Origin of the sequence: Aeromicrobium piscarium (assembly GCF_007421815.1) — a bacterium.
GTDB lineage: Bacteria > Actinomycetota > Actinomycetes > Propionibacteriales > Nocardioidaceae > Aeromicrobium > Aeromicrobium piscarium.
The window spans coordinates 43815-63617 of sequence record NZ_VLNT01000013.1 but is presented as its reverse complement, the minus strand read 5'-3'; the positions used below and the strand labels follow the sequence as shown (position 1 = coordinate 63617).

20 protein-coding genes and 3 pseudogenes are annotated in these 19803 nt (G+C 68.1%); 15 read left to right on the top strand and 8 right to left on the bottom strand.

Going from position 1 to position 19803, the window contains the following annotated elements:
* Nucleotides 1–13: 13 nt before the first annotated feature.
* From FNM00_RS14290 to FNM00_RS14280, 3 genes and pseudogenes are all read right to left on the bottom strand, one after another.
* Nucleotides 14–334 (bottom strand): HigA family addiction module antitoxin, encoded by a 321-nt coding sequence (locus FNM00_RS14290; protein WP_143914222.1) that lies wholly within the window; start codon nt 332–334, stop codon nt 14–16.
* Complete coding sequence (locus tag FNM00_RS14285; RefSeq protein ID WP_143914221.1) at nt 309–590, bottom strand: type II toxin-antitoxin system RelE/ParE family toxin; 282 nt, start codon at nt 588–590, stop codon at nt 309–311. Before FNM00_RS14285 ends, FNM00_RS14290 begins: the two co-directional genes overlap by 26 nt.
* A 108-nt stretch (nt 591–698) precedes the next feature.
* Nucleotides 699–1367: pseudogene (locus FNM00_RS14280) on the bottom strand (Abi family protein); the annotation flags it as partial.
* Between the two features lie 122 nt (nt 1368–1489).
* Between FNM00_RS14280 and FNM00_RS14275 the strand changes: the two are divergent.
* The 4 genes and pseudogenes from FNM00_RS14275 to FNM00_RS19555 form a co-directional block, all read left to right on the top strand.
* Nucleotides 1490–1687: pseudogene (locus tag FNM00_RS14275) on the top strand (integrase core domain-containing protein); the annotation flags it as partial.
* 120 nt (nt 1688–1807) lie between these two features.
* Nucleotides 1808–2956 carry a hypothetical protein gene (locus FNM00_RS14270; RefSeq protein ID WP_221933744.1) on the top strand — a complete coding sequence of 383 codons (1149 nt, stop codon included), beginning with the start codon at nt 1808–1810 and terminating at the stop codon, nt 2954–2956.
* A 213-nt stretch (nt 2957–3169) separates the two neighbouring features.
* Nucleotides 3170–3478 carry a transposase gene (locus FNM00_RS19560; protein ID WP_425456810.1) on the top strand — a complete coding sequence of 103 codons (309 nt, stop codon included), beginning with the start codon at nt 3170–3172 and terminating at the stop codon, nt 3476–3478.
* A gap of 49 nt (nt 3479–3527) precedes the next feature.
* A pseudogene (locus tag FNM00_RS19555) lies at nt 3528–3926 on the top strand (IS3 family transposase); the annotation flags it as partial.
* A gap of 119 nt (nt 3927–4045) precedes the next feature.
* Here the strand turns inward: FNM00_RS19555 and ychF are convergent.
* Complete coding sequence (ychF, locus tag FNM00_RS14260; protein WP_143914219.1) at nt 4046–5134, bottom strand: redox-regulated ATPase YchF; 1089 nt, start codon at nt 5132–5134, stop codon at nt 4046–4048.
* Between the two features lie 11 nt (nt 5135–5145).
* The gene (locus FNM00_RS14255; protein WP_143914218.1) at nt 5146–5688 is read right to left on the bottom strand and encodes a GNAT family N-acetyltransferase; all 543 of its coding nucleotides are present in this window, start codon (nt 5686–5688) and stop codon (nt 5146–5148) included.
* An 18-nt stretch (nt 5689–5706) separates the two neighbouring features.
* On the opposite strand from FNM00_RS14255, the gene FNM00_RS14250 reads away from it, so the two are divergent.
* The 5 genes from FNM00_RS14250 to FNM00_RS14230 all read left to right on the top strand — a co-directional run bounded on the left by FNM00_RS14250 (nt 5707) and on the right by FNM00_RS14230 (nt 9775).
* The gene (locus FNM00_RS14250; RefSeq protein WP_185973167.1) at nt 5707–6468 is read left to right on the top strand and encodes a methyltransferase domain-containing protein; all 762 of its coding nucleotides are present in this window, start codon (nt 5707–5709) and stop codon (nt 6466–6468) included.
* A gap of 103 nt (nt 6469–6571) precedes the next feature.
* Complete coding sequence (locus FNM00_RS14245; RefSeq protein ID WP_143914216.1) at nt 6572–6898, top strand: antibiotic biosynthesis monooxygenase family protein; 327 nt, start codon at nt 6572–6574, stop codon at nt 6896–6898.
* A 208-nt stretch (nt 6899–7106) separates the two neighbouring features.
* Nucleotides 7107–8171, top strand: coding sequence for a DNA recombination protein RmuC (locus tag FNM00_RS14240; RefSeq protein WP_143914215.1), 1065 nt, complete (start codon nt 7107–7109; stop codon nt 8169–8171).
* A gap of 2 nt (nt 8172–8173) precedes the next feature.
* Nucleotides 8174–8602 carry a DUF6542 domain-containing protein gene (locus tag FNM00_RS14235; RefSeq protein WP_143914214.1) on the top strand — a complete coding sequence of 143 codons (429 nt, stop codon included), beginning with the start codon at nt 8174–8176 and terminating at the stop codon, nt 8600–8602.
* An 87-nt stretch (nt 8603–8689) separates the two neighbouring features.
* Complete coding sequence (locus tag FNM00_RS14230; protein ID WP_143914213.1) at nt 8690–9775, top strand: hypothetical protein; 1086 nt, start codon at nt 8690–8692, stop codon at nt 9773–9775.
* A gap of 9 nt (nt 9776–9784) precedes the next feature.
* Here FNM00_RS14230 and FNM00_RS14225 read toward each other — a convergent pair whose 3' ends face one another.
* Entirely contained in the window at nt 9785–10774 is a 990-nt protein-coding gene (locus FNM00_RS14225) for a 4-hydroxy-3-methylbut-2-enyl diphosphate reductase (RefSeq protein WP_143914212.1), read from the bottom strand.
* Between the two features lie 67 nt (nt 10775–10841).
* Between FNM00_RS14225 and xseA the strand changes: the two genes are divergently transcribed.
* The gene (gene xseA, locus FNM00_RS14220; protein WP_143914211.1) at nt 10842–12068 is read left to right on the top strand and encodes an exodeoxyribonuclease VII large subunit; all 1227 of its coding nucleotides are present in this window, start codon (nt 10842–10844) and stop codon (nt 12066–12068) included.
* Nucleotides 12058–12297 (top strand): exodeoxyribonuclease VII small subunit, encoded by a 240-nt coding sequence (locus FNM00_RS14215; protein ID WP_143914210.1) that lies wholly within the window; start codon nt 12058–12060, stop codon nt 12295–12297. The genes xseA and FNM00_RS14215 overlap by 11 nt, the downstream gene beginning before the upstream one ends.
* Here the strand turns inward: FNM00_RS14215 and FNM00_RS14210 are convergent.
* Nucleotides 12240–12782, bottom strand: coding sequence for a DUF4245 family protein (locus tag FNM00_RS14210; RefSeq protein WP_143914209.1), 543 nt, complete (start codon nt 12780–12782; stop codon nt 12240–12242). The two genes, FNM00_RS14215 and FNM00_RS14210, sit on opposite strands and share 58 nt — an antisense overlap.
* Nucleotides 12783–12854: 72 nt before the next feature.
* Between FNM00_RS14210 and glpX the strand changes: the two genes are divergently transcribed.
* From glpX to FNM00_RS14195, 3 genes are read left to right on the top strand one after another with little or no spacing between them, the layout of a single operon-like run.
* Complete coding sequence (glpX, locus tag FNM00_RS14205) at nt 12855–13862, top strand: class II fructose-bisphosphatase (protein WP_143914208.1); 1008 nt, start codon at nt 12855–12857, stop codon at nt 13860–13862.
* Nucleotides 13859–14761 carry an alpha/beta fold hydrolase gene (locus tag FNM00_RS14200; RefSeq protein WP_143914207.1) on the top strand — a complete coding sequence of 301 codons (903 nt, stop codon included), beginning with the start codon at nt 13859–13861 and terminating at the stop codon, nt 14759–14761. Before glpX ends, FNM00_RS14200 begins: the two co-directional genes overlap by 4 nt.
* Nucleotides 14758–15375, top strand: a complete 618-nt coding sequence (locus FNM00_RS14195; RefSeq protein ID WP_143914206.1) for a polyamine aminopropyltransferase — start codon at nt 14758–14760, stop codon at nt 15373–15375. Before FNM00_RS14200 ends, FNM00_RS14195 begins: the two co-directional genes overlap by 4 nt.
* Here FNM00_RS14195 and FNM00_RS14190 read toward each other — a convergent pair.
* Nucleotides 15317–16246 (bottom strand): LysR family transcriptional regulator, encoded by a 930-nt coding sequence (locus FNM00_RS14190; protein WP_143914205.1) that lies wholly within the window; start codon nt 16244–16246, stop codon nt 15317–15319. The two genes, FNM00_RS14195 and FNM00_RS14190, sit on opposite strands and share 59 nt — an antisense overlap.
* 82 nt (nt 16247–16328) lie before the next feature.
* Between FNM00_RS14190 and FNM00_RS14185 the strand changes: the two genes are divergently transcribed.
* The gene (locus FNM00_RS14185) at nt 16329–19742 is read left to right on the top strand and encodes a bifunctional proline dehydrogenase/L-glutamate gamma-semialdehyde dehydrogenase (protein WP_143914204.1); all 3414 of its coding nucleotides are present in this window, start codon (nt 16329–16331) and stop codon (nt 19740–19742) included.
* Nucleotides 19743–19803 lie beyond the last annotated feature (61 nt).

Here is a 19803-nt window from a genome sequence, read left to right as displayed (position 1 = left end):
TCGATCGGCACCGCTAAGCCACCTGCAGCGGGGTAATCGCAGCGACCTTGTCCCGCAGCGCACGACGTTCCAGCCGGAGCTCGTAGTTCGACTGCAGGTTCATCCAGAACTCCTCGGAGGTGCCGAAGTAGCGCGCCAGACGGATCGCCGTGTCAGCGGTGATCCCCCGCTTGCCGTGCACGATCTCGTTGATCCGCCGAGGTGGTACCCCGATCGACACTGCGAGCTTGTTCTGCGTGATACCGAAGCCCTCGATGAAATCCTCCATCAGGATCTCCCCCGGGTGGATCGGCTCTATCAGGTCAGCCTCAGTGGTAGTCGACGAGTTCGACATTATCCGCACCTCCATCTCTCCAGACGAAGCAGAGACGCCATTGCGCATTCACGCGGATGCTGTGCTGCCCGTGTCGGTCGCCCACCAGCCGCTCCAAGCGGTTGCCCGGTGGGACCCGGAGGTCCTCGACATCCTTCGCCGCGTGGATCAGCTCGAGCTTCCGCAAGGCCGCCCGCTGCAGCGACCGGTCGACGCGCTTGGCGTACTGCTCATGCCAGATGCGCTCGGTGTCCCTTGTGCCGAACGATCTGATCACGAGACCAGTGTATAACGGAGTCCGTCATTAACGCTAGACGTTAAACCGAAACTCCACCACGTTCCTCAGCCGAACAACCTCTATGGTTCAACTTCCGACACAGCCTCGTCAGGCCCAGAGCGGACTGCTGGTCTGCCAGTCGTCAGGGATGTCCATGTGCGCGACGGGCACGGCCTGAACTGCTGGATGGCTCTTCAGAACGGCCCGGAGCAGGCTGCTGCGGCCGAGCCCCAGCCGGTCCGATAGGAACTGCGCGAGCGTCAACTGCCCGAATGTGCGACTCCAGTCCGCAGCACTGGCGTCGAGATCAGCGTGACGGCCGACAGGTGGGATCTTCGGCGTGAGCGTGTGCACCCGGTTGAAGAGACGACTGTGATGAGCACACGTGTTACGCACAACGTTGAGCGACTTTAGCCAGCTCGCCAGCTGGGAAGGGCTGAACCCGCAAGAATCGGCGACGTCCTCGCGAACCCCGGCTGGCGCGAAGTTGTAGAGATGCATGAGGCGCCCCCAGTCGATGATCTCGACGGCAGCCCAGACCGGAAGACGCCCGCCGTACTTCATGTCGTGGTGCTTCACGAAGTCTTCGCGTGACCAGTTGAGTTCGCGCTGGTACTTCTCCAACCACCTCGGGTAGCGATCACCTTGGCGAGCTGTCGGGCCGAGCAGTTCCGCGTCGAGGTGCGCGCAGGGATCGGTGCGCCCGAGTTCATGGCCGAGCAGCGCGCGGATGGCCAACTCGACGGGAGCCAGCGTTGTGAACGTCGCGGCTCGAAGCCTGGCGTCGAACTAGTAGAGCGCGACCACGTCACTGAAGCGCGTGCCGTCGTAGAAGTCGTCCTCGCGCCCACCCTCATCCAGCTTGCAGAACGGATACTAGTAACCGCTCAGCCGGTAGTGAATCGGAGTGCATCCGCACCACCGTCTTCCACGCCGGCCCCTACCGGACCCTCGCAGACGTCGAGTTCGCGACCGCCGGCTGGGTCGACTGGTACAACAACCGACGCCTCCACGGCTCCCTCGGGATGCTCACCCCGATAGAGTTCGAGACGCTGCACAACGAGGCCCTCACCCGAGAGCCCGCACCCACAAAGTAGCGGCAGAGAAGCCGGGACGATTCAAACTGACTACGCGGAAGGAGTCGCCTTTTGACGCCTCACAAGAGTGAACCCATCGGGACGACGCAAAGCCCGACGGGAGAGGTAGTGGTCGGGGTGGTGGCCGATCCGGTCGCCACCGCCCTGACAGTCGCGAAGCATCTCGAACGGGAACTGCCTGGCCTGCTCCCCGAGCAGCTCTCTGACGGTCACTGGAGAGTGGAGGTGCACCGAGAGAGGCTGCCTCCCAGTGACGAGAAGCGGCTTGAGATGATGGACCTGGCAGCCGAGCGTAAGCGGGAACATGGCTGGGACCTCGCGGTATGCGTGACCGACCTCCCACTGATGATCGACCGGCGCCCCGTCGTCGCTGACGCCGACCACAGTCGGAACGTGGCGGTGGTTTCACTGCCGGCGTTCGGGGCCATGAGACTTCGAAGGCGAGTTTCAGAGGTGGTGACACAGCTGATTGGGGATATGCGCGGCGGGACCATTCCGAAGGACGGCTCCCAGGCGCATCGGCGGTCACGGGTCCCGGCTCTGGGCGGCGCCTTCGAGCGGACGACCCCAGACCAAGACGGGGTCGACGTCCGTATCTTCGCGGACCGCGGGCGTCTGCGGCTACTCGTGGGAATGGTCCGGGATAATCGTCCGTGGCGGCTGGTCTCCGGTCTCCGAGGGGCGTTGGTGGGAGCGTTCGCGTTCAGCGCGTTCTATCTGTTGAACGCCACGCTGTGGGAACTCGCACTCACCATGGCAGCGTGGCAGCTGGTCGCCGTCGTCGTTGCCTCAATTACGGTGATGATCACTTGGCTCATCGTCTATCACCGCCTCTGGGAACGAGCCAAAGATCTGCCGCCGCAGGAACGTGACCGAACGGTGCTGTTCAACGCGTCGACTGTCTTGACCCTCGCCATTGGGCTGACGTGCGGCTATGCGGGGCTGTTCGTCCTGAACCTGACCGCCGCGCTGATCGTTTTCACTCCGGAGGTGTTCAGCCAGTACGCCGGAGACGAATACGGACTGGGCGAGTATCTCCTGGTGACCCAGTTCGCGACCGCCGCTGCGACGATCGCCGGTGCGATTGGGTCTGGCTTCGAAAGTGAAGAGTCGGTGCACGAGGCCGCCTATAGCTACCGGGAGCGCGCACGGCGCGAGGCGCGGCGCCGCTCACGCAGCGCAGAGAACAATGACAGCGCGGTCCACGACGCGGCGCAGAACGACGACACATCTCGTGCAGAGGACTCCGATGCAGGCCCGGACCACTGAGGAGGCAATAGGTCGGCGGTGGATGGTGGGGCTCAAGTTCTTGGCGTACGTAAGCCCGCCCGAATGAATGCCCGCTGGGGATCCCTCAACGAGCTACCACTTTCGTTTGTGGTGCGACATAAAAGCGATCACCAAAGCCATAGGGACTGACGCACGTGTAGGTGTCACATGATCTGTGGCGCTGGAGAGCGTTGCAGGGGAGGGGTGTGCACCATGACTGCTCCCTATCCCCAGGAGTTCCGGGACGACGTCGTCCGCGTCGCGAGGAACCGTGGACCCGGCCGGAAGCTCGCCGTGATTGCGAAGGACTTCGGGATCTCTGAGTCGTGCCTGACGAACTGGATGCGTCAGGCTGACGTCGAAGACGGTGCCCGGCCCGGAAAGACCCGGGAAGAATCGACTGAGCTGCGCGATCTGCGTCGCCGGAACCGGCTGCTCGAGCAGGAGAACGAGGTCCTGCGCCCCGCGGCCGCCTACCTGTCCCAGGCAGACCTGCCGGGAAAAGGTTCTACCCGCTCGTGAGCGAGCTCGCCGCCGACGGGATCCCTGTCGCGATGTCCCTGCGGGTCCCATCAGTGACCGGATGAAGGCCCGCCTCGCGGTGAACGCGCTGAACAACGCGATTTCTCGTCGTCGCGACGCTGCCGGATGCATCGTGCATTCAGACCGAGGATCCCAGTTTTGCGCGCGAAGCTTCGTGCACGCCCTGAACTTCCATCACCTCATCGGATCGATGGGGAAAGTGGATGCCGCCGGGCACAACGGCGCGATGGAGTCCTTCTTCGCTCTGCGGCAGAAGAACGTCCTGGACCGCAAGAGGTGGCGGACTCGAGAAGAGCTGCGGATCGCGATCATCACCTGGATCGAGCGGACCTACTACCACCGACGCCGCCGACAAGCCCGACTGGGCCGATCGACCCCCATCGAGTACGAGACCATCATGAACCCGACCGTCAGCCTGGCGGCCTAACCCCAGCTGACACCTGATCGCGCATCAGTCCCGATGCGTTCACACAGTAATGTTGTTGGCTGGCGCTTCAGTTCGTCTGTACAACAGGCCCGTTCACGACCTGTCACGGACGCCAGAGGTTATACGGCGAAACGAAATTCAACCACGTCGCCGTCGGACATGATGTAGTCCTTGCCCTCCATACGGACCTTGCCAGCGGCCTTCGCCGCGTTCATCGAGCCCGCCTCGACGAGGTCCTCGAAGGACACGATCTCGGCCTTGATGAAGCCGCGCTGGAAGTCGGTGTGGATCACACCGGCCGCCTCGGGAGCGGTCGCGCCCTTGCGAATGGTCCAGGCGCGAGCCTCCTTGGGCCCGGCGGTCAGATAGGTCTGCAGTCCGAGGGTGTCGAAGCCGACGCGCGCGAGGGCGTCGAGGCCGGGCTCGGTCACGCCCATCTCGGCGAGCAACTCGGCACGCATCTCGTCGGCCTCCTCGTCGTCGCCGAGACCCGCGAGCTCGGACTCGGCGAGGGCATCGAGGAAGATCGCCTCGGCCGGGGCGACGATGTCGCGCATCTTGGCCTTCAGGTCCTCGTCGGCGAGCTCGTCGGCGTCGCAGTTGAAGACATAGAGGAAGCGCTTGGCGGTCATCAGGTGCAGATCGCGCAGCAGTTCCAAGTCGAGTCCGGCCGAGAAGACGCCATTGCCGGCCTCGAGGACCTCCTGAGCCTTACGGGCCTCGTCGAGCTGCGGCACGAGGGACTTGTCCTTGCGCGACTCCTTCTCGAGGCGCGTGATCGCCTTCTCGACCGTCTGCAGATCGGCGAGGATCAGCTCGGTCGAGATCGTGCCGATATCGCTGGACGGATTGACCTCGCCGTCCACATGCGTGACGTCCTCATCGCGGAACACGCGGGTCACCTGGCAGATGGCATCGGACTCGCGGATGTGAGACAGGAACGCGTTGCCCATCCCCTCGCCCTCGGAGGCGCCGCGCACGATGCCGGCGATGTCGACGAACTGCACGGTAGCGGGCAGGATCTTGGCGGAACCGAAGATCTCGGCGAGCTTCTCCAGCCGCGAGTCCGGGACGCCGACCACGCCCACATTGGGCTCGATCGTCGCGAACGGGTAGTTCGCCGCGAGGACGTCGTTCTTGGTCAGAGCGTTGAAGAGGGTCGACTTGCCCGCGTTGGGGAGCCCGACGATGCCGATGGTGAGTGCCACGGGGCACTAGCCTACTGGTCGCTCCCCCGCCCGGATGCCGCGGCGAGCACGAACGCCCGGGTCGTGGTGTCGTACCAGTCGTCGCGGAGCCCGAGGTCGGTCATGCCGAGGCGACGGCAGACCGCCTGCGAACGCTCGTTGTCCGGATCGGTGACCGCGTACAGCTCCTCGAATCCCGCCGAGAAGCCGCGGTCGACGAGGGCCCTGGCGGCCTCCGTCGCGTACCCGTGGCCCCAGGCATCGGGATGGAAGTGCCAGCCGATCTCGACATCGTCACGCGCACCTCCCCCGCTCGACGGCGGCGGCACGAGCAACGCCATACCCACGAGCTCCTCGCCGACCTCGACTCCGAAGACCCCGCAGGCGGGATGATCACCAGCGCGACCGGGTTGCGCCTCGATGCGCTCGACGGCCTGCGCACGCTCGGTCATCGGCTTCCCCGCCCCGCTCCACCGTGCCACCTCCGGACGCGAGAACAGATCGAAGAGGAAGTCGGTGTCATCGAGACCCATCCGGCGCAGCACGAGGCGTTCGGTCCTGATCGTCGCGTCCATGGCTCGTACCCTACGAGGGTGACGGATGAGCTGGCGGAGCGTCTGCGCGCCGCAGGCTGCGTCTTCGCCGAGGACGAGGCCAACGCCTTACGGGCGGCCTTCAGCGGCGAGGCGCTGGAGACAGCGGTCGCGCGGCGCATCGAGGGGAGCCCATTGGAGCAGGTCCTCGGCTTCGCCGCTATCGGTGATGTGCGGGTCGATCTCGGACCCGGGGTCTTCGTGCCGCGCGCACGAGCCACCGCCATCGCCGAGATCGCAGCGGCACGCCGTCCCGATGCTCGCATCGTCGTCGACCTCGGCTGCGGTGCCGGCACGCTCGCGGCGATCCTCGCGACCCGGCTCGCCGCCCGCATCATCGGCACCGAAGTCGACCCCGTAGCCATGTCGTCCGCTCGGCGGACGGCGCGACGTTACGGATTCGAGGTGGCCGAGGGGTCCTGGTGGTCGCCTCTGCCGTCCTCCTCGCGTGGTCGCATCGACCTCGCGGTGGCCTATCTGCCCCACGTGCCGACCGGGCAACTCCACCGGATCCACGCCGACTTCCGCGCACACGAGCCCGAGGTCTCGGTCGACGGCGGGCCGGACGGTCTCGACCCCTGGCGAGCGGTCGCCCACGAGGCCGCGTCCTGGCTCGCGCCAGGCGGTCTTTTCGTCACCCTGATCGCCCCTGAACAGCGCACCGAGGCCCGCCGCATCGGCGAAGACGCCGGCCTGGACGTGGAGTATGAGGAGTCCGATGACGATCTCGTCCTCCTCGCCCACCGGCCGGGCGACCGGTGACTGTCCGTCCGTGTGAATCAACCAACCGGACGCTGTCGCACCGCCGGCTGCGGGGAAAGGGCGCATACTCACCGCCCGGGAACCGGGGTGCGAGGATGGCGTCATGAGCGTCATCAAGATCAATGCCATCACTGTGCCCAAGGAGAGCGGCGACGAGCTCGCCCACCGCTTCGCCAAGCGTGCCGGTGCCGTCGACGGACAGGAAGGCTTCGAAGGCTTCGAGCTCCTCAAGCCCACCGACGACCGCGAGCAGTGGCTCGTCGTCACCCGTTGGCGCGACGAGGAGTCGTTCCAGGCCTGGATGAACTCGGCCGCGTTCGGCCACGGGCATCGCTCGGAGAGCGAGCGTGAGGGCGGCGAGGCCACGAAGCCGGTCGGCACCCAGAGCGAGCTCTGGTCCTACGAGGTCGCCGGCGGCTCCGGACGCTGAGGCCCGTCCCTCCTCGCCGCCTTGTGGCGGTGGACCATCAACCGAACCAGCCACACGTCGGTCGGTCGAGGTACGCCATCAACCGAATCGACGACGTTTAGCGTTGATCGCCTACCGCCACCGCACGCGTAGCGTTGATGGCCTACCGCCACCGGGTACGGCGGGTGACATGCGCGGTTTTGTCGGTGGGTGAGGTCACAGTGGAGGCATGGACGCCTTCCCCCTGCTGATCGTCGCTCTCCTGGCCCTCGGCCTCGGCTTCTTCGCGGGCCAGCTCACGGCTTCTCGCCGGGCTCCCGCGCCGGCGCCCGTGGACGCCGATGCCACCCGCCTGGCGATGGAACCCGTCGCCCGGAGCATCGAGCGCTTCGACTCACGGCTTCGCGATCTGGAGTCCCACGGCACGGCCTGGCAGGCACAGCTACGCGAGCAGGTCGACTCCGTGCGCTTCACCAGCGAGCAGCTGCGTCGCGAGACCGCCTCCCTCTCCACCGCGCTGCGCCGACCGCAGGTACGCGGACGCTGGGGCGAGATGCACCTGCGACGCACGGCCGAGCTCGCCGGCATGGTCGAGCGCTGCGATTTCGACCTCCAGGTGAGCACCGAGGGCGACGACGGTCGGCTGCGGCCCGACATGCTCGTCCACCTGGCCGGCGGCAAGTCGGTGGTCGTCGACGCCAAGGTCCCGCTCGACGCCTACCTCGATGTCGCACAGGCCGAGGACGACGACGAGGCCGCTGCTCACCTACGACGCCACGCGCGACAGGTGCGCACCCATGTCGACCAGCTCGCCGCCAAGACCTACTGGCGCCAGTTCGACCACGCTCCCGAGTTCGTCGTGCTCTTCGTTCCCGGCGAGTCCTTCCTGTCGGCGGCCCTCGAAGCCGATGCGGCGCTGCTGGAGTACGCCGCGGCCAAGCACGTCATCGTCTCCACCCCCACCACCCTCGTCGCACTGCTGCGCACCGTGGCCTTCGCATGGACCCAGGAACAGCTCGCCGACAACGCCCGGGACATCCACCGTGCCGCACGCGAGCTGTACGAGCGGCTCGGTACCGTCGCCGGCCATCTCGACCGCGTCGGTGGCGCGCTCGACAAAGCGGTCCGCTCCTATAACGACGCCATCGCCTCGGTCGAGTCGCGCGTCCTGGTCAGCGCCCGGCGTCTCCAGGACCTCCAGGTGAGCGACACGCCGCTCGACCCGCCGCGACTCATCGACACGACACCCCGTCAGATGACGGCCTCGGAGCTCACTGATCGGTTAACGTCATGACCATGGCCTCGGCGCTGCTGCGCGCACCTCGTACCCTGGCGGGTCACGACCTGACCGCCCGGCAGGCCGTCGTGCTGGCCGTCATCGCCCTCACCGTCATCATCTCGCTCGACCTGCTCGACCATCGGCTCGGGCTCCCGTTCTCCCTCGGCTTCGTGCTGGTCGTGGCGACACTCCCGCTCGCCGTCCGCCCCGATGCGCTGTTCGCCGCCGGCGTCGCCCCGCCGGTGCTCTTCGCGGCGGCGATGCTGCTGGTGTCGGCCTTCTTCGGCTCCGCGCTCGTCCTCGATGGGACACCCGACGATGTCGGCATCCTGGGCCGTGCGCTATCGGGCACGATCGCCTTCGGCGTGCCTCTGCTGATCGGACACGCGCTGGCTCTGGGGGTCATCGTGGCACGGATCGTCAACAGCCCTGCCCCTAGTCGCTGATCTCCGGACGCGCTCCGGTGGTGGACCTCCGCTCCTCCTGGAAGGCTGGAAGCCCACTCTCGCCATCCACTACCGAGGAGATGATGCATGACCGGCGATCCCGCGCGGGGTGTCAACGTCCTGGTCGTCGCGGACCCCGGGCTGCCCAGTCGTCGCGTCAACTCGATCAAGGACGATCTGCAGACGCAGCTGGAGACCACCTTCAGCCCTCCGGTCTCCCTGTACACGCAGACCGAGGTCATCCGCATCCGCCCCGACAACACTCTCGACATCGGGGTCGCGCACCGCATCGCCGAGAGCTACGACCACATCGACGTGGTCCTGCTGCTCACCGAGATCCCCCGGCACCGCGACAAGAGACCGCTGATCGCCGAGATCTTCCCCGAGGAGAAGGTCGGCGTCATCTCCTGTCCGACGCTGGGTGCCGTGACCACCAAACGGCGCATCCTCACCGTCTTCATGGCCTGCGCGCAGCGACTCATGCCGGTCGATGACGACGTCGACCTGAACGCCCACTCCCTGCGCTGGAGCACCTGGAAGGAGCCACTCGACGACGCTGGCCACCGCGAGCTCGTATCCAGCCGGGGGCTAGGCGGCCTGCGGATCGTGCTGGGCATGACGATGGCCAATGACCCCTGGCGCACCGCGCCGCGACTCTCCAGCGCGCTGGCGGCGGCCTCGGCCACCGGGGCCTTCGGCATCTTCTACAACTCGATCTGGCAGATGTCGAACTACCTGTCGACCACGCGGCTGCTGTTCATCGGGCTCCTGGCCATGACCGCGATGGTCTTCTGGCTCATCGTCAGCAACCGGCTCTGGGACACACCCGTCAAGGAGCGTCTCTCGACCGTCGTCCTGCTCTACAACCTGTCGACGATCGCGACCCTGTTCCTGTGCGTCCTCGTCCTCTACGCCACGCTCGTGGTGCTGATCCTCCTGACCAGCCTCGTCGTCATCGACCCCGAGTTCATGAGCATGGTCCTCGACACGGAGGCGAGCTTCATCAACTACCTCGACATCGCCTGGCTGAGCGCCGCGATGGGCGTCGTGGCAGGCGGCCTGGGATCGAGCTTCGACTCCCAGACGGACCTGCGCCGGCTGACCCACGGGCAACGAGAGCGTCAGCGCCAGTACACCGAGGACGACGACGCCGAGAAGGACACGACGTCCTGATCGGGACGGTCAGCTCTGGCCGGCGGCCTTGAGGTCGCGACGCAGCTCCGGCGGGAGGGCGAACATCAGCGATTCCTCGGCCGTGCGGATGGCCCGGGCATCGCCGATCCCCCGCTCGGCGAGATAGGCCAGCACATCCTGCACGAGATCATCGGGCACCGACGCGCCGGACGTGACGCCGACGGTGCTGACACCCTCGAGCCAGGCGTCGTCGATCTCGCTGATGTCATCGATCCGATAGGCCGCGTGAGCCCCGCCCTCGAGGGCGACCTCGACCAGACGTACCGAGTTCGACGAATTGGCCGAGCCCACCACGATCACCAGCTCGGCGTCCTTGGCGATCTCCTTGACGGCCACCTGACGGTTCTGCGTCGCATAGCAGATGTCGTCACTCGGCGGATCCTCCAGCTGCGGGAACTTCTCACGCAGGCGGCGCACCGTCTCCATCGTCTCGTCGACGCTCAGCGTGGTCTGCGAGAGCCACGACAACCGGGTGCCCTCCTCGAACTCCAGGGCATCGACGTCATCGGGGTGCTCCACCAGCGTGATGTGCTCGGGAGCCTCGCCCGCGGTGCCCTCGACCTCCTCGTGACCGGCGTGGCCGATCAGCAGGATCCGGTAGTCCTCCTTGGCGAAGCGCTTCGCCTCGTGGTGGACCTTGGTGACCAGAGGGCACGTGGCGTCGATGGTCTTGAGATCGCGCTCGGCGGCCTGCGCGTGGACGGCCGGCGACACGCCGTGCGCCGAGAAGACCACGGTGGAGCCGGCGGGGACTTCGTCGAGCTCCTCGACGAAGATCGCGCCGCGGGCGGCGAGGTTGTGCACCACGTGCTTGTTGTGCACGATCTGCTTGCGCACGTAGACCGGGGCGCCGTACAGGTCGAGTGCCTTCTCGACCGTGATCACGGCACGGTCCACCCCCGCGCAGTAACCGCGAGGATCGGCCAGGAGGACCGAGCCACCCACCGAGGGCATGCCGAGTTCGACCGAGGACGTCATGTTCGCCATGGTAGCGGCCCGCGAAACCGCCACCGGGACTGTCGGTCGCCCTCGGTAAGGTCGCCCCATGGCCCTCGAGACCAGTCCGGACGCTCCCGCACCGTTGCGGCAGATCTCTGGGTTGATCGGCACCTATATCGGGCGCCTGGGGGCCGTGTGGGTCGAGGCGGAGATCGCCCAGCTCAATCGCCGCCGGGGCGTCTGTTTCCTCACCCTGCGTGATCTGGAGGCCCAGATGAGCATCCAGGCGACCTGCCACGCCAGCGTGCTCGACGCGTCCCCGGCTCCGGTCACCGAGGGCGCCCGGGTGGTCGTGCACGCCAAACCCGACTTCTACCAGCCCAGCGGCCGGCTCTCGCTGGCGATTCGCGAGATCCGCCCGGCCGGCGAGGGCGAACTGCTCGCCCAGCTCGAACGCCGCAAACAGCTCCTCGCCGCCGAGGGGCTCTTCGACCCACGGCTCAAGCGGCCGCTGCCGCTCCTCCCCGGCGGCATCGGGCTCATCACCGGCAAGGCCTCCGCCGCCGAGCGCGATGTCGTCGAGAATGTCCGGCTCCGGTGGGCCGCCGCCCCGCTCCATGTCCGGCATGCGCTGATGCAGGGACCGCAGAGCGCCGCCCAGGTCGTCGCGGAGCTGCGGTCCCTCGACGCCGACCCGGCCATCGACCTCATCGTCATCGCCCGCGGCGGCGGCAGCGTCGAGGATCTGCTGCCCTTCTCCGACGAGGCCCTGATCCGCGCTGTGCATACCGTCACCACTCCGGTCGTGAGTGCCATCGGCCACGAGCCCGACGTCCCCCTGCTCGACCTCGTCGCCGATCTGCGTGCCTCCACCCCCACCGACGCGGCCAAGCGCATCGTGCCGGATGTCGGCGAGGAGGTGACCGGTCTCACCCAGATGCGCGCCCGTGGCCGTCAGGCACTGCGGATCCTCATCGAGCGCGAGGCCCAGGCGCTCGCCACCCTGCGCACGCGCCCGGTGCTCGCCACCCCCACCACGGTCGTCGATGTCCAGCGGGCTCTCGTCGACCAGCATCGCGAACGGGCCCTCCGCGCAGTGGGCGCCCGGCTCGACCGCGCCCACGACGAGATCGGCCACCACCTGGCGCGTGTCCGCGCGCTCTCGCCCTTGAACACTTTGCAACGCGGGTACGCCGTGGCGCTGGACGCCGACGGCCACCCGGTCACGAGCACGGAGCAGGTCGGCACGGGCGACCAACTCGCCATCCACCTCACCGACGGGCTGCTCACGGCCCGTGTCGAGTCCATCGAGGAGCACCGCCATGAGCACTGACGCCCTGCCCGGAACCGGCCCGGAGCTGAGCTACGAACAAGCCCGCGACGAACTCATCGGCATCGTCCAGAAGCTGGAGACCGGTGGCACCACACTCGAGGAGTCCCTGGCGCTGTGGGAGCGCGGCGAGGAGCTCGCCGAGATCTGTCAGACGTGGCTCGACGGCGCCCGTCAGCGGCTCGCGTCCGCCGAGGCGAGCTCGGAGAACCGCACCAGCGACGAGACATAGTCCCGCGTCACCTCGGCCGAGGTCGTCGACCTCACGACCGTCGTCACATCGTCCTCGGTCGTGGCATAGACGAGCTCATCGCCGGAGTCGCTCACCTGCCAGACCACGCCGTTCACGGTCTCCTCACGGGCGTCTTCGTCGATCGCCCGGTCGAGGGCCTCTCCGTCGCCGTCGAGCAGTTGGCGGATGCCGACGAACTCGTCGTCGTCGGTGACGACCCCCATCTCCCACGTGGCGGCGTCGATCCTCGCCGAATTGGCCATCCATCCGTCCGGCAGCTGCTCAGGCACCCACGGATCGAAGCCCGCGGACGGCTCCACGCCCTCGGCGGCGGTGAGGTAGTCCACCTCCGAGACAGGACGGTCCGGCTCGACGGTGAAGAAGATCCGGCCGATGACGAACACCACGAGCACGCCGGCCGTCAACAGCAGGACGCTGCGCAGGACGTCGCTCATCTTGGCATTCGCGCCGCCGTAGCCGCTCATCGTTCTCCTGGATCGTGTTACCCGAACGCCCGCCACATTAGCGACCCCCGCGAACCCCGTTAGGATGCCGGTGTGGAGACTCTGACGCCTGCCGCCGATGCCCCTGACCGCAATCTCGCCCTCGATCTGGTCCGGGTGACCGAGGCCGGTGCCCTGGCCGCCGGCCGCTGGGTGGGCCGTGGCGACAAGAACGGCGCGGACGGTGTCGCGGTCAACGCCATGCGCAGTCTCGTCAACACCGTGGCGATGGACGGGGTGGTCGTGATCGGCGAGGGCGAGAAGGACAACGCTCCCATGCTGTACAACGGCGAGCACGTGGGTGACGGGCACGGCCCGGAGTGCGATGTCGCGGTCGACCCGATCGACGGCACCACGCTGACGGCCAAGAGCATGCCGAACTCCATCTCCGTCATGGCGGTGGCGCCACGCGGCGCCATGTACGACCCCTCGGCTGTCTTCTACATGGAGAAGCTGGTGGCCGGTCCCGAGGCGGCCGACTCGGTCGACATCCGCCTTCCCGTCTCGGAGAACATCGCGATCGTCGCCAAGGCCAAGGGCGTCCAGGTCGCGGACGTGACCGTCTGTCTGTTGGACCGGCCGCGCCATCAGCACCTCGTCGACGAGATCCGGTCGACCGGCGCCCGCATCAAGTTCATCACCGACGGCGACATCGCCGGCGGCATCATGGCGGCGCGTCCCGCCACCGGCGTCGATCTGCTCGTCGGGATCGGCGGCACGCCCGAGGGCATCATCACCGCCTGCGCGATGAAGGCGATCGGCGGTGTCATCCAGGGACGCCTCACCCCCAAGGACGATGAGGAGCGCCAGCAGGCCCTCGACGCCGGACACGATCTGGACCGCGTGCTCTCCACCGATGACCTCGTGAGCACCGATGACTGCTTCTTCGTGGCGACGGGCATCACCGACGGCGAGCTGATGCAGGGCGTCCGGTACGCCGGGCCCGTCGCCTACACCGAGTCGATCGTCATGCGCTCGCGCTCGGGCACCATCCGCAAGATCTTCAGCGAGCACCGCCTGAGCAAGCTGCGCGCCTACTCGGCGGTCGACTACGACCAGTGAGCATCGCGCCCTCGGCGAGTGAGCGGTTCGCCCATCTCGACTCCGGGCTGACGCTCTGCTTCGAGAGCTGGGGCGACGAGGACGCCCCCGTGGTCCTGCTGATCATGGGGCTCGGCTCGCCGATGCACCTGTGGCCCGACGGTTTCTGCGAGCAACTGGTCGACCGCGGATATCGCGTCATTCGGTACGACAACCGCGACACCGGCCGGTCGACCGCACTCCGCGACCAGCAGGTGACTCGTCTCGACATCGTGCGGGCAGCACTCGGGATCCAGCGGCAGGTCCCCTACACGCTCGGCGATCTCGCCGATGACGCCGCCGGGCTGCTCGACCGGCTGGAGATCGACCGGGCGCACATCGTCGGAGCGTCGATGGGCGGGATGGTGGCCCAGACCTTCGCGATCGCCCATCCCGGACGGACCGCCTCGCTCACCTCGATCATGTCGACGACCGGATCGCGCTTCGCCGGCTGGATGGATCCGCGGCTGATCCCGATGATGCTGCGACCGGGAGCCGCCAGCCGCGAGGAGTTCATCGCCGGACAGCTCGCGGCGAGTCGGGCGATCGGCTCCCCCGGCTTTCCCGACGACCCCGATCTCGTCCGCGCCACCGCGGAACTGACCTACGACCGCGGCTGGACCTCCGCCGGGGTCACCCGCCACGTCCTGGCGATCCTCACCCAGCGCGACCGCCGGAAGGCGCTGCGGTCGGTACGAGTGCCGGCGATGGTCGTGCACGGCACCGAGGACCGCATGGTGCATCCCTCCGGCGGCACCTCTACTGCCCGCGCTCTCCCGCAGGCCGAACTGTTGAAGATCGCGGGAATGGGCCACGATCTCCCCGTCGCCGCACAGCCCGCCGTCGTCGATGCCATCGACCGCACCGCGCGAAGGGCATGACCGCCCACCTGCGACGCCGCGTGGACGGCGCCCTGGAACTTCGCGTCAACGGCGTCTTCGTGATGGACGACGCCGAGACCAGCTCCGAGCGGCTGCTCGCCCAGGTGGTGCTCGAGCTGGGAGCCCGTGACGTCCTCGTCGGGGGTCTGGGGCTCGGCTACACGCTCCGAGCGCTGCTCGACGGGGGCGCCGATCGGGTGATCGTCGCCGAGGTGGAGGCCGATGTCGTGGGGTGGTTCGCCGACGACACCATCCCGGGCGGCCGTGAGCTGACGGCAGATCCACGAACCGCGATCGAGACCGGGGACGTCCGCGACATCGTGACCGCGCAGCTCCCGTCGAGCCTCGATGCGATCGTGCTCGATGTCGACAACGGGCCGGACTTCCTCGTGCACGACGCCAATGCGAAGGTCTACGAGACGGACTTCATCGAGCAGTGCGCGACCCGGTTACGGCCGACCGGCCACCTGTGCGTCTGGTCGATGGCAGACTCCCCCACGCTGCGCGCCCGCCTCGCGGAGCACTTCGAGCAGGTCGAAGCCCGCGACGTTCCGGTCAGGCTGCAGGGACGCCGGGAGTCGTATTGGGTTCTTCGAGGCTCGCGGCCACGCTGACCAGCGTCTCGCGGCAGGCGACGATCGCCGGGCTCTGCGCCACGGACGGACGGGTGGCGGTGAAGACCTGGCGGCGCGGCTCCCCCTCGAGGTCATGCAGCTGCACCTCCGCCTCACGTCCCAACCACATGAGATCGGGGATGAGCGCAACGGCGATGCCGGCCTCGACCAGGTCGATCTGAGCCTGGAGATCGGGGGTCTCATAGCGCACATCCGGTTCGAATCCGGCCACGCGGCATCGTTGCTCGGCCCAGTGGCGGGAGGCGACATCGTCGGGCTCCATCGTCCACGGCGCCGTGGCCGCCTCGTCCACCGTGGTGATCTCGGCCAGCGGGCCGACTCGGGGAGTCACCAGACGGATGCGGTCGGCGAACAACGGCACCCGGTCCAGCTCGGCATGCCATGGCGCGGCGTGACCGGGATACTGCTCGGCCACCACGAGATCGACATCGCCGATCGAGGTCGCCCCGAGCGCGGCCGCCGGCTCTCGCTGCTGCATCTCGACCCGCACGAACGGATGCGTGTCGCGCAGGCTCACGAGCATCCGCGGCATGAGAGCCAGCGCCGCGGACTGGAAGATGCCGATCCTCACGGTGCCGACGGCGGCGTCCAGCGACTCCTCCAGCTCGGTCTCCGCCAGCTCCAGCCGAGCCACGATCGCCTCGGTGTGGCCGACGAGGATCTCGGCCTGCGGGGTGAGCGCGAGTCGTCGGCCCGTACGACGCAGCAGCGGCACGCCGACCTCGCGTTCGAGGATCGTCAGCTGCTGCGATACCGACGACGGCGACTGGTGGAGCGCCGCGGCGACCTCCACGATCGTCCCGCGATGGTGGAGCTCGCGCAGCAGGGTGAGGCGACGCACGTCGAGCATCGGCAATCCTTCACATGAACCGAACGATATCGATAAGGAAACGTCACTTTACCTGAAGTGTCATGGTTCTCATACTGGTGTCATGACCGCTCCCCTCCCGCTTCCCGACTCGCTCGCCGACGACGCCGTCGCCCTCGTGCGCGCCTGGCTCCAGGCCGCCGAGAAAGAGCCGGTCGACCGCTCCGCCGCCCAGCTCGCCGGCCTGCTGAAGGACCCCAAGGGACTCGACTTCACCGTGGGCTTCATCGACGGCGTCATCCGCCCCGAGGACGAGCGCATCGCGGCGCAGAAGTTCGCGGAGCTCGCTCGCGACGTTCCCGGCTTCCTGCAGTGGTACCTCAAGGTCGCCGTCAAGGTCGGGGCCGTCGCCGGCCGCGTGGCTCCCAGGCTGGTCATCCCGATCGTGCGCCGTGTACTGCGCCAGATGGTCGGTCACCTCGTCATCGACGCGCGCGACGAGCAGCTCGGACAGGCGATCGCCAAGATCCGCAAGCCTGGCACGCGCCTCAACATGAACCTGCTCGGCGAGGCCGTCCTCGGCGAGGAGGAGGCCGCCAAGCGACTCGAGGGCACCCACACGCTGCTGGCTCGCGAGGACGTCGACTACGTGTCGATCAAGGTCTCCTCGACCGTCGCCCCGCACAATCGGTGGGCCTTCGACGACGCCGCGGACCACATCGTCGAGAGCCTCGTGCCGCTCTACGAGCGCGCCGCGGCCGCCCCCACACCGAAGTTCATCAACCTCGACATGGAGGAGTACCACGATCTCGATCTGACCATCGAGGTCTTCACCCGCATCCTGGACATGCCGCAGTTCGAGAAGCTGCAGGGCGGCATCGTCCTCCAGGCCTATCTCCCGGACGCGCTCGGCGCGATGCAGCGCGTGCAGGACTGGGCGGCCAAGCGCGTCGCTCGTGGCGGCGCATCGGTCAAGGTGCGCGTCGTCAAGGGCGCGAACCTGCCGATGGAGCAGGTGGAGGCCTCGCTGCACGGCTGGCCGCTGGCGACCTGGTCGAGCAAGGCCGAGTCGGATGCGAGCTACAAGAGCGTCATCGACTACGCGCTGAACCCGGACCACATCGCCAACGTGCGGGTGGGCGTCGCCGGACACAATCTCTTCGATCTCGCCTGGACCTGGCTGCTGGCCGGCGAGCGGGGCGTCCGCAGTGGCGTCGACTTCGAGATGCTGCTCGGCATGGCGCCCGGTCAGGCCGCCGCCGTGCGCCGCGACGTGGGCGAGCTCCTGCTGTACACCCCCGTCGTGCATCCTCGCGAGTTCGACGTCGCGATCGCGTACCTCATTCGTCGTCTCGAGGAAGGCGCCAGCTCGGAGAACTTCATGTCGGCGGTCTTCGAGCTCTCGGCGAATGAGGATCTCTTCCGCCGCGAGGAGCAGCGCTTCCGCACCTCGCTGGGCATGATGTTCACCGAGGCGCCCCTACCGAACCGCGCGCAGGACCGGCGTGCCGACCCCGAGCCGTTCCCCGCGGAGTTCGCCAACACGCCCGACACCGACCCGTCGCTGCCGGCCAACCTGGAGTGGGCGCGCGGGATCTTCGACCGCATCGACGACTCCGTGTTGGGCGAGGACGTCGTGGCCGAGCACACGATCGCCCACCCGCGCGATCTCGACGACCAGATCACCGGCGCCGTCGACGCGTCGGCCTCATGGGGCGCGCTGAGCGGGGCCGAACGTGCGGACATCCTTGTGCGCGCCGCGCACAGCCTCGAGAAGAACCGTGCCGGGCTGCTGGAGGTCATGGCCTCCGAGTGCGGCAAGACCCTCGACCAGTCCGATCCTGAGGTCTCCGAGGCCATCGACTTCGCCCTGCACTATGCCGAGCTCGCCCGTCAGCTCGACGAGGTCGACGGCGCGGAGTTCCATCCGGTCGGCCTGACGCTGGTCGTGCCACCGTGGAACTTCCCCGTCGCCATCCCGGCAGGGTCGACTCTCGCCGCCCTCGCGGCCGGCTCGTCGGTCATCATCAAGCCCGCCCCGCAAGCCCGCCGTTGCGGCGCGATCATGGTGCAGGCGCTGTGGGAGGCCGGTGTCCCGCGCGACGTACTGCGCCTCGTCAACGTCGGCGAGGACCAGCTCGGCCGCCAGCTCATCAGCGACCCGCGGGTCGACCGGTTGATCCTGACCGGTGCCTTCGAGACCGCCGAGCTCTTCCGGAGCTTCCGCCCGGATCTGCCGCTCTTCGGTGAGACGAGCGGTAAGAACTCGATCATCGTCGCGGAGAGCGCCGACCTCGACCTCGCCGTCAAGGACGTCGTCTACTCGGCCTTCGGCCACGCGGGCCAGAAGTGCTCGGCCGCGTCGCTGGTGATCCTCGTCGGCTCGGTCGCGAAGTCGCCGCGCTTCCGCCGCCAGCTGCTGGACGCCGTGCGTTCGCTCAAGGTCGCCTGGCCGTCCGACCCGACCGCCCAGATGGGCCCTGTCGTCGAGCCCGCCGAGGGCAAACTGCTGCGCGGCCTGACCAAGCTCGGCTCGACCGAGACCTGGCTGGTGCGTCCCCAGCAGCTCGACGAGACCGGCCGGCTGTGGAGCCCGGGCGTCCGCGACGGTGTCGCCCCGGGCTCGGAGTACCACCTCACCGAGTACTTCGGCCCGATCCTCGGCATCATGACCGCCGACACCCTCGAGGAGGCGATCGAGCTGCAGAACCGCGTCGAGTACGGACTCACCGCCGGCCTCCACTCGCTGGACGCCGATGACATCGAGCTCTGGCTGCGCGAGGTCCAGGCGGGCAATGTCTACGTCAACCGCGGCATCACCGGAGCGATCGTGCGGCGCCAGCCCTTCGGCGGCTGGAAGAAGTCGGCGGTCGGCCCGGGCGCCAAGGCGGGCGGACCGAACTACCTGGTCGCCCTCGGGGACTGGACGTCGTCCGAGGCCACCGCACAGGACAGCCCCGCCGATGACGTGGTCCGCTTCGTGCAGGAGGCCGCCAAGGTCACCGGACTCGACGACGCCGCCCGCGAGCGTCTGACCCGCGCGACGCACAGCGACGCCGCGATGCTGCGGACGGAGTTCGGCATCCGCAAGGACGTGAGCGGCCTGACCGCGGAGCGCAACGTCTTCCGCTACCTGCCCTGCCCGGCCGTGATCCGTTTCGCCACCGGTGGTGACGTCGCGGACCTCGTGCGGGTCGCCGCTGCGGCGATCTCGGTGGACGCCCCGGTGACCGTGTCGCTGCCCGACCGCCGCTACGCGGCACTGTTCGAGGGCACCGGCCTGGACGTCGAGGTGCTGGCCGACGAGGCCTGGCTCCGTGCCCTCGCCTCCGGTCCGGCCCAGCGGGTACGCCTCGTGGGAGGGTCGGCCGCCTCGGTCTACCCGGTGATCGGCGGCCGTCCCGATGTCGCGGTCTACGACCACGAGGTCACCGAGGCCGGGCGCATCGAGCTGCTGCCGTTCCTGCACGAGCAGGCGATCAGCATCACCGCCCACCGCTTCGGCACCCCCAACCACCTCACCGACGCCATCATCTGACCCGCCCTGGGAGCGGTAGACCATCAACCGAATCCTCGTCCGGGCGGTAGGCCATCAACCT

What these genes read in the sequence shown, in the direction of transcription:
- FNM00_RS14290 (WP_143914222.1), bottom strand. Translation starts at nt 334, where the DNA reads ATGTCGAACTCGTCGACTACCACTGAGGCTGACCTGATAGAGCCGATC.
- FNM00_RS19560 (WP_425456810.1), top strand. Translation starts at nt 3,170, where the DNA reads ATGACTGCTCCCTATCCCCAGGAGTTCCGGGACGACGTCGTCCGCGTC.
- FNM00_RS14255 (WP_143914218.1), bottom strand. Translation starts at nt 5,688, where the DNA reads ATGGACGCGACGATCAGGACCGAACGCCTCGTGCTGCGCCGGATGGGT.
- FNM00_RS14245 (WP_143914216.1), top strand. Translation starts at nt 6,572, where the DNA reads ATGAGCGTCATCAAGATCAATGCCATCACTGTGCCCAAGGAGAGCGGC.
- FNM00_RS14240 (WP_143914215.1), top strand. Translation starts at nt 7,107, where the DNA reads ATGGACGCCTTCCCCCTGCTGATCGTCGCTCTCCTGGCCCTCGGCCTC.
- FNM00_RS14235 (WP_143914214.1), top strand. Translation starts at nt 8,174, where the DNA reads ATGGCCTCGGCGCTGCTGCGCGCACCTCGTACCCTGGCGGGTCACGAC.
- FNM00_RS14230 (WP_143914213.1), top strand. Translation starts at nt 8,690, where the DNA reads ATGACCGGCGATCCCGCGCGGGGTGTCAACGTCCTGGTCGTCGCGGAC.
- FNM00_RS14225 (WP_143914212.1), bottom strand. Translation starts at nt 10,774, where the DNA reads ATGACGTCCTCGGTCGAACTCGGCATGCCCTCGGTGGGTGGCTCGGTC.
- xseA (WP_143914211.1), top strand. Translation starts at nt 10,842, where the DNA reads ATGGCCCTCGAGACCAGTCCGGACGCTCCCGCACCGTTGCGGCAGATC.
- FNM00_RS14215 (WP_143914210.1), top strand. Translation starts at nt 12,058, where the DNA reads ATGAGCACTGACGCCCTGCCCGGAACCGGCCCGGAGCTGAGCTACGAA.
- FNM00_RS14210 (WP_143914209.1), bottom strand. Translation starts at nt 12,782, where the DNA reads ATGAGCGGCTACGGCGGCGCGAATGCCAAGATGAGCGACGTCCTGCGC.
- FNM00_RS14195 (WP_143914206.1), top strand. Translation starts at nt 14,758, where the DNA reads ATGACCGCCCACCTGCGACGCCGCGTGGACGGCGCCCTGGAACTTCGC.
- FNM00_RS14190 (WP_143914205.1), bottom strand. Translation starts at nt 16,246, where the DNA reads ATGCTCGACGTGCGTCGCCTCACCCTGCTGCGCGAGCTCCACCATCGC.
- FNM00_RS14185 (WP_143914204.1), top strand. Translation starts at nt 16,329, where the DNA reads ATGACCGCTCCCCTCCCGCTTCCCGACTCGCTCGCCGACGACGCCGTC.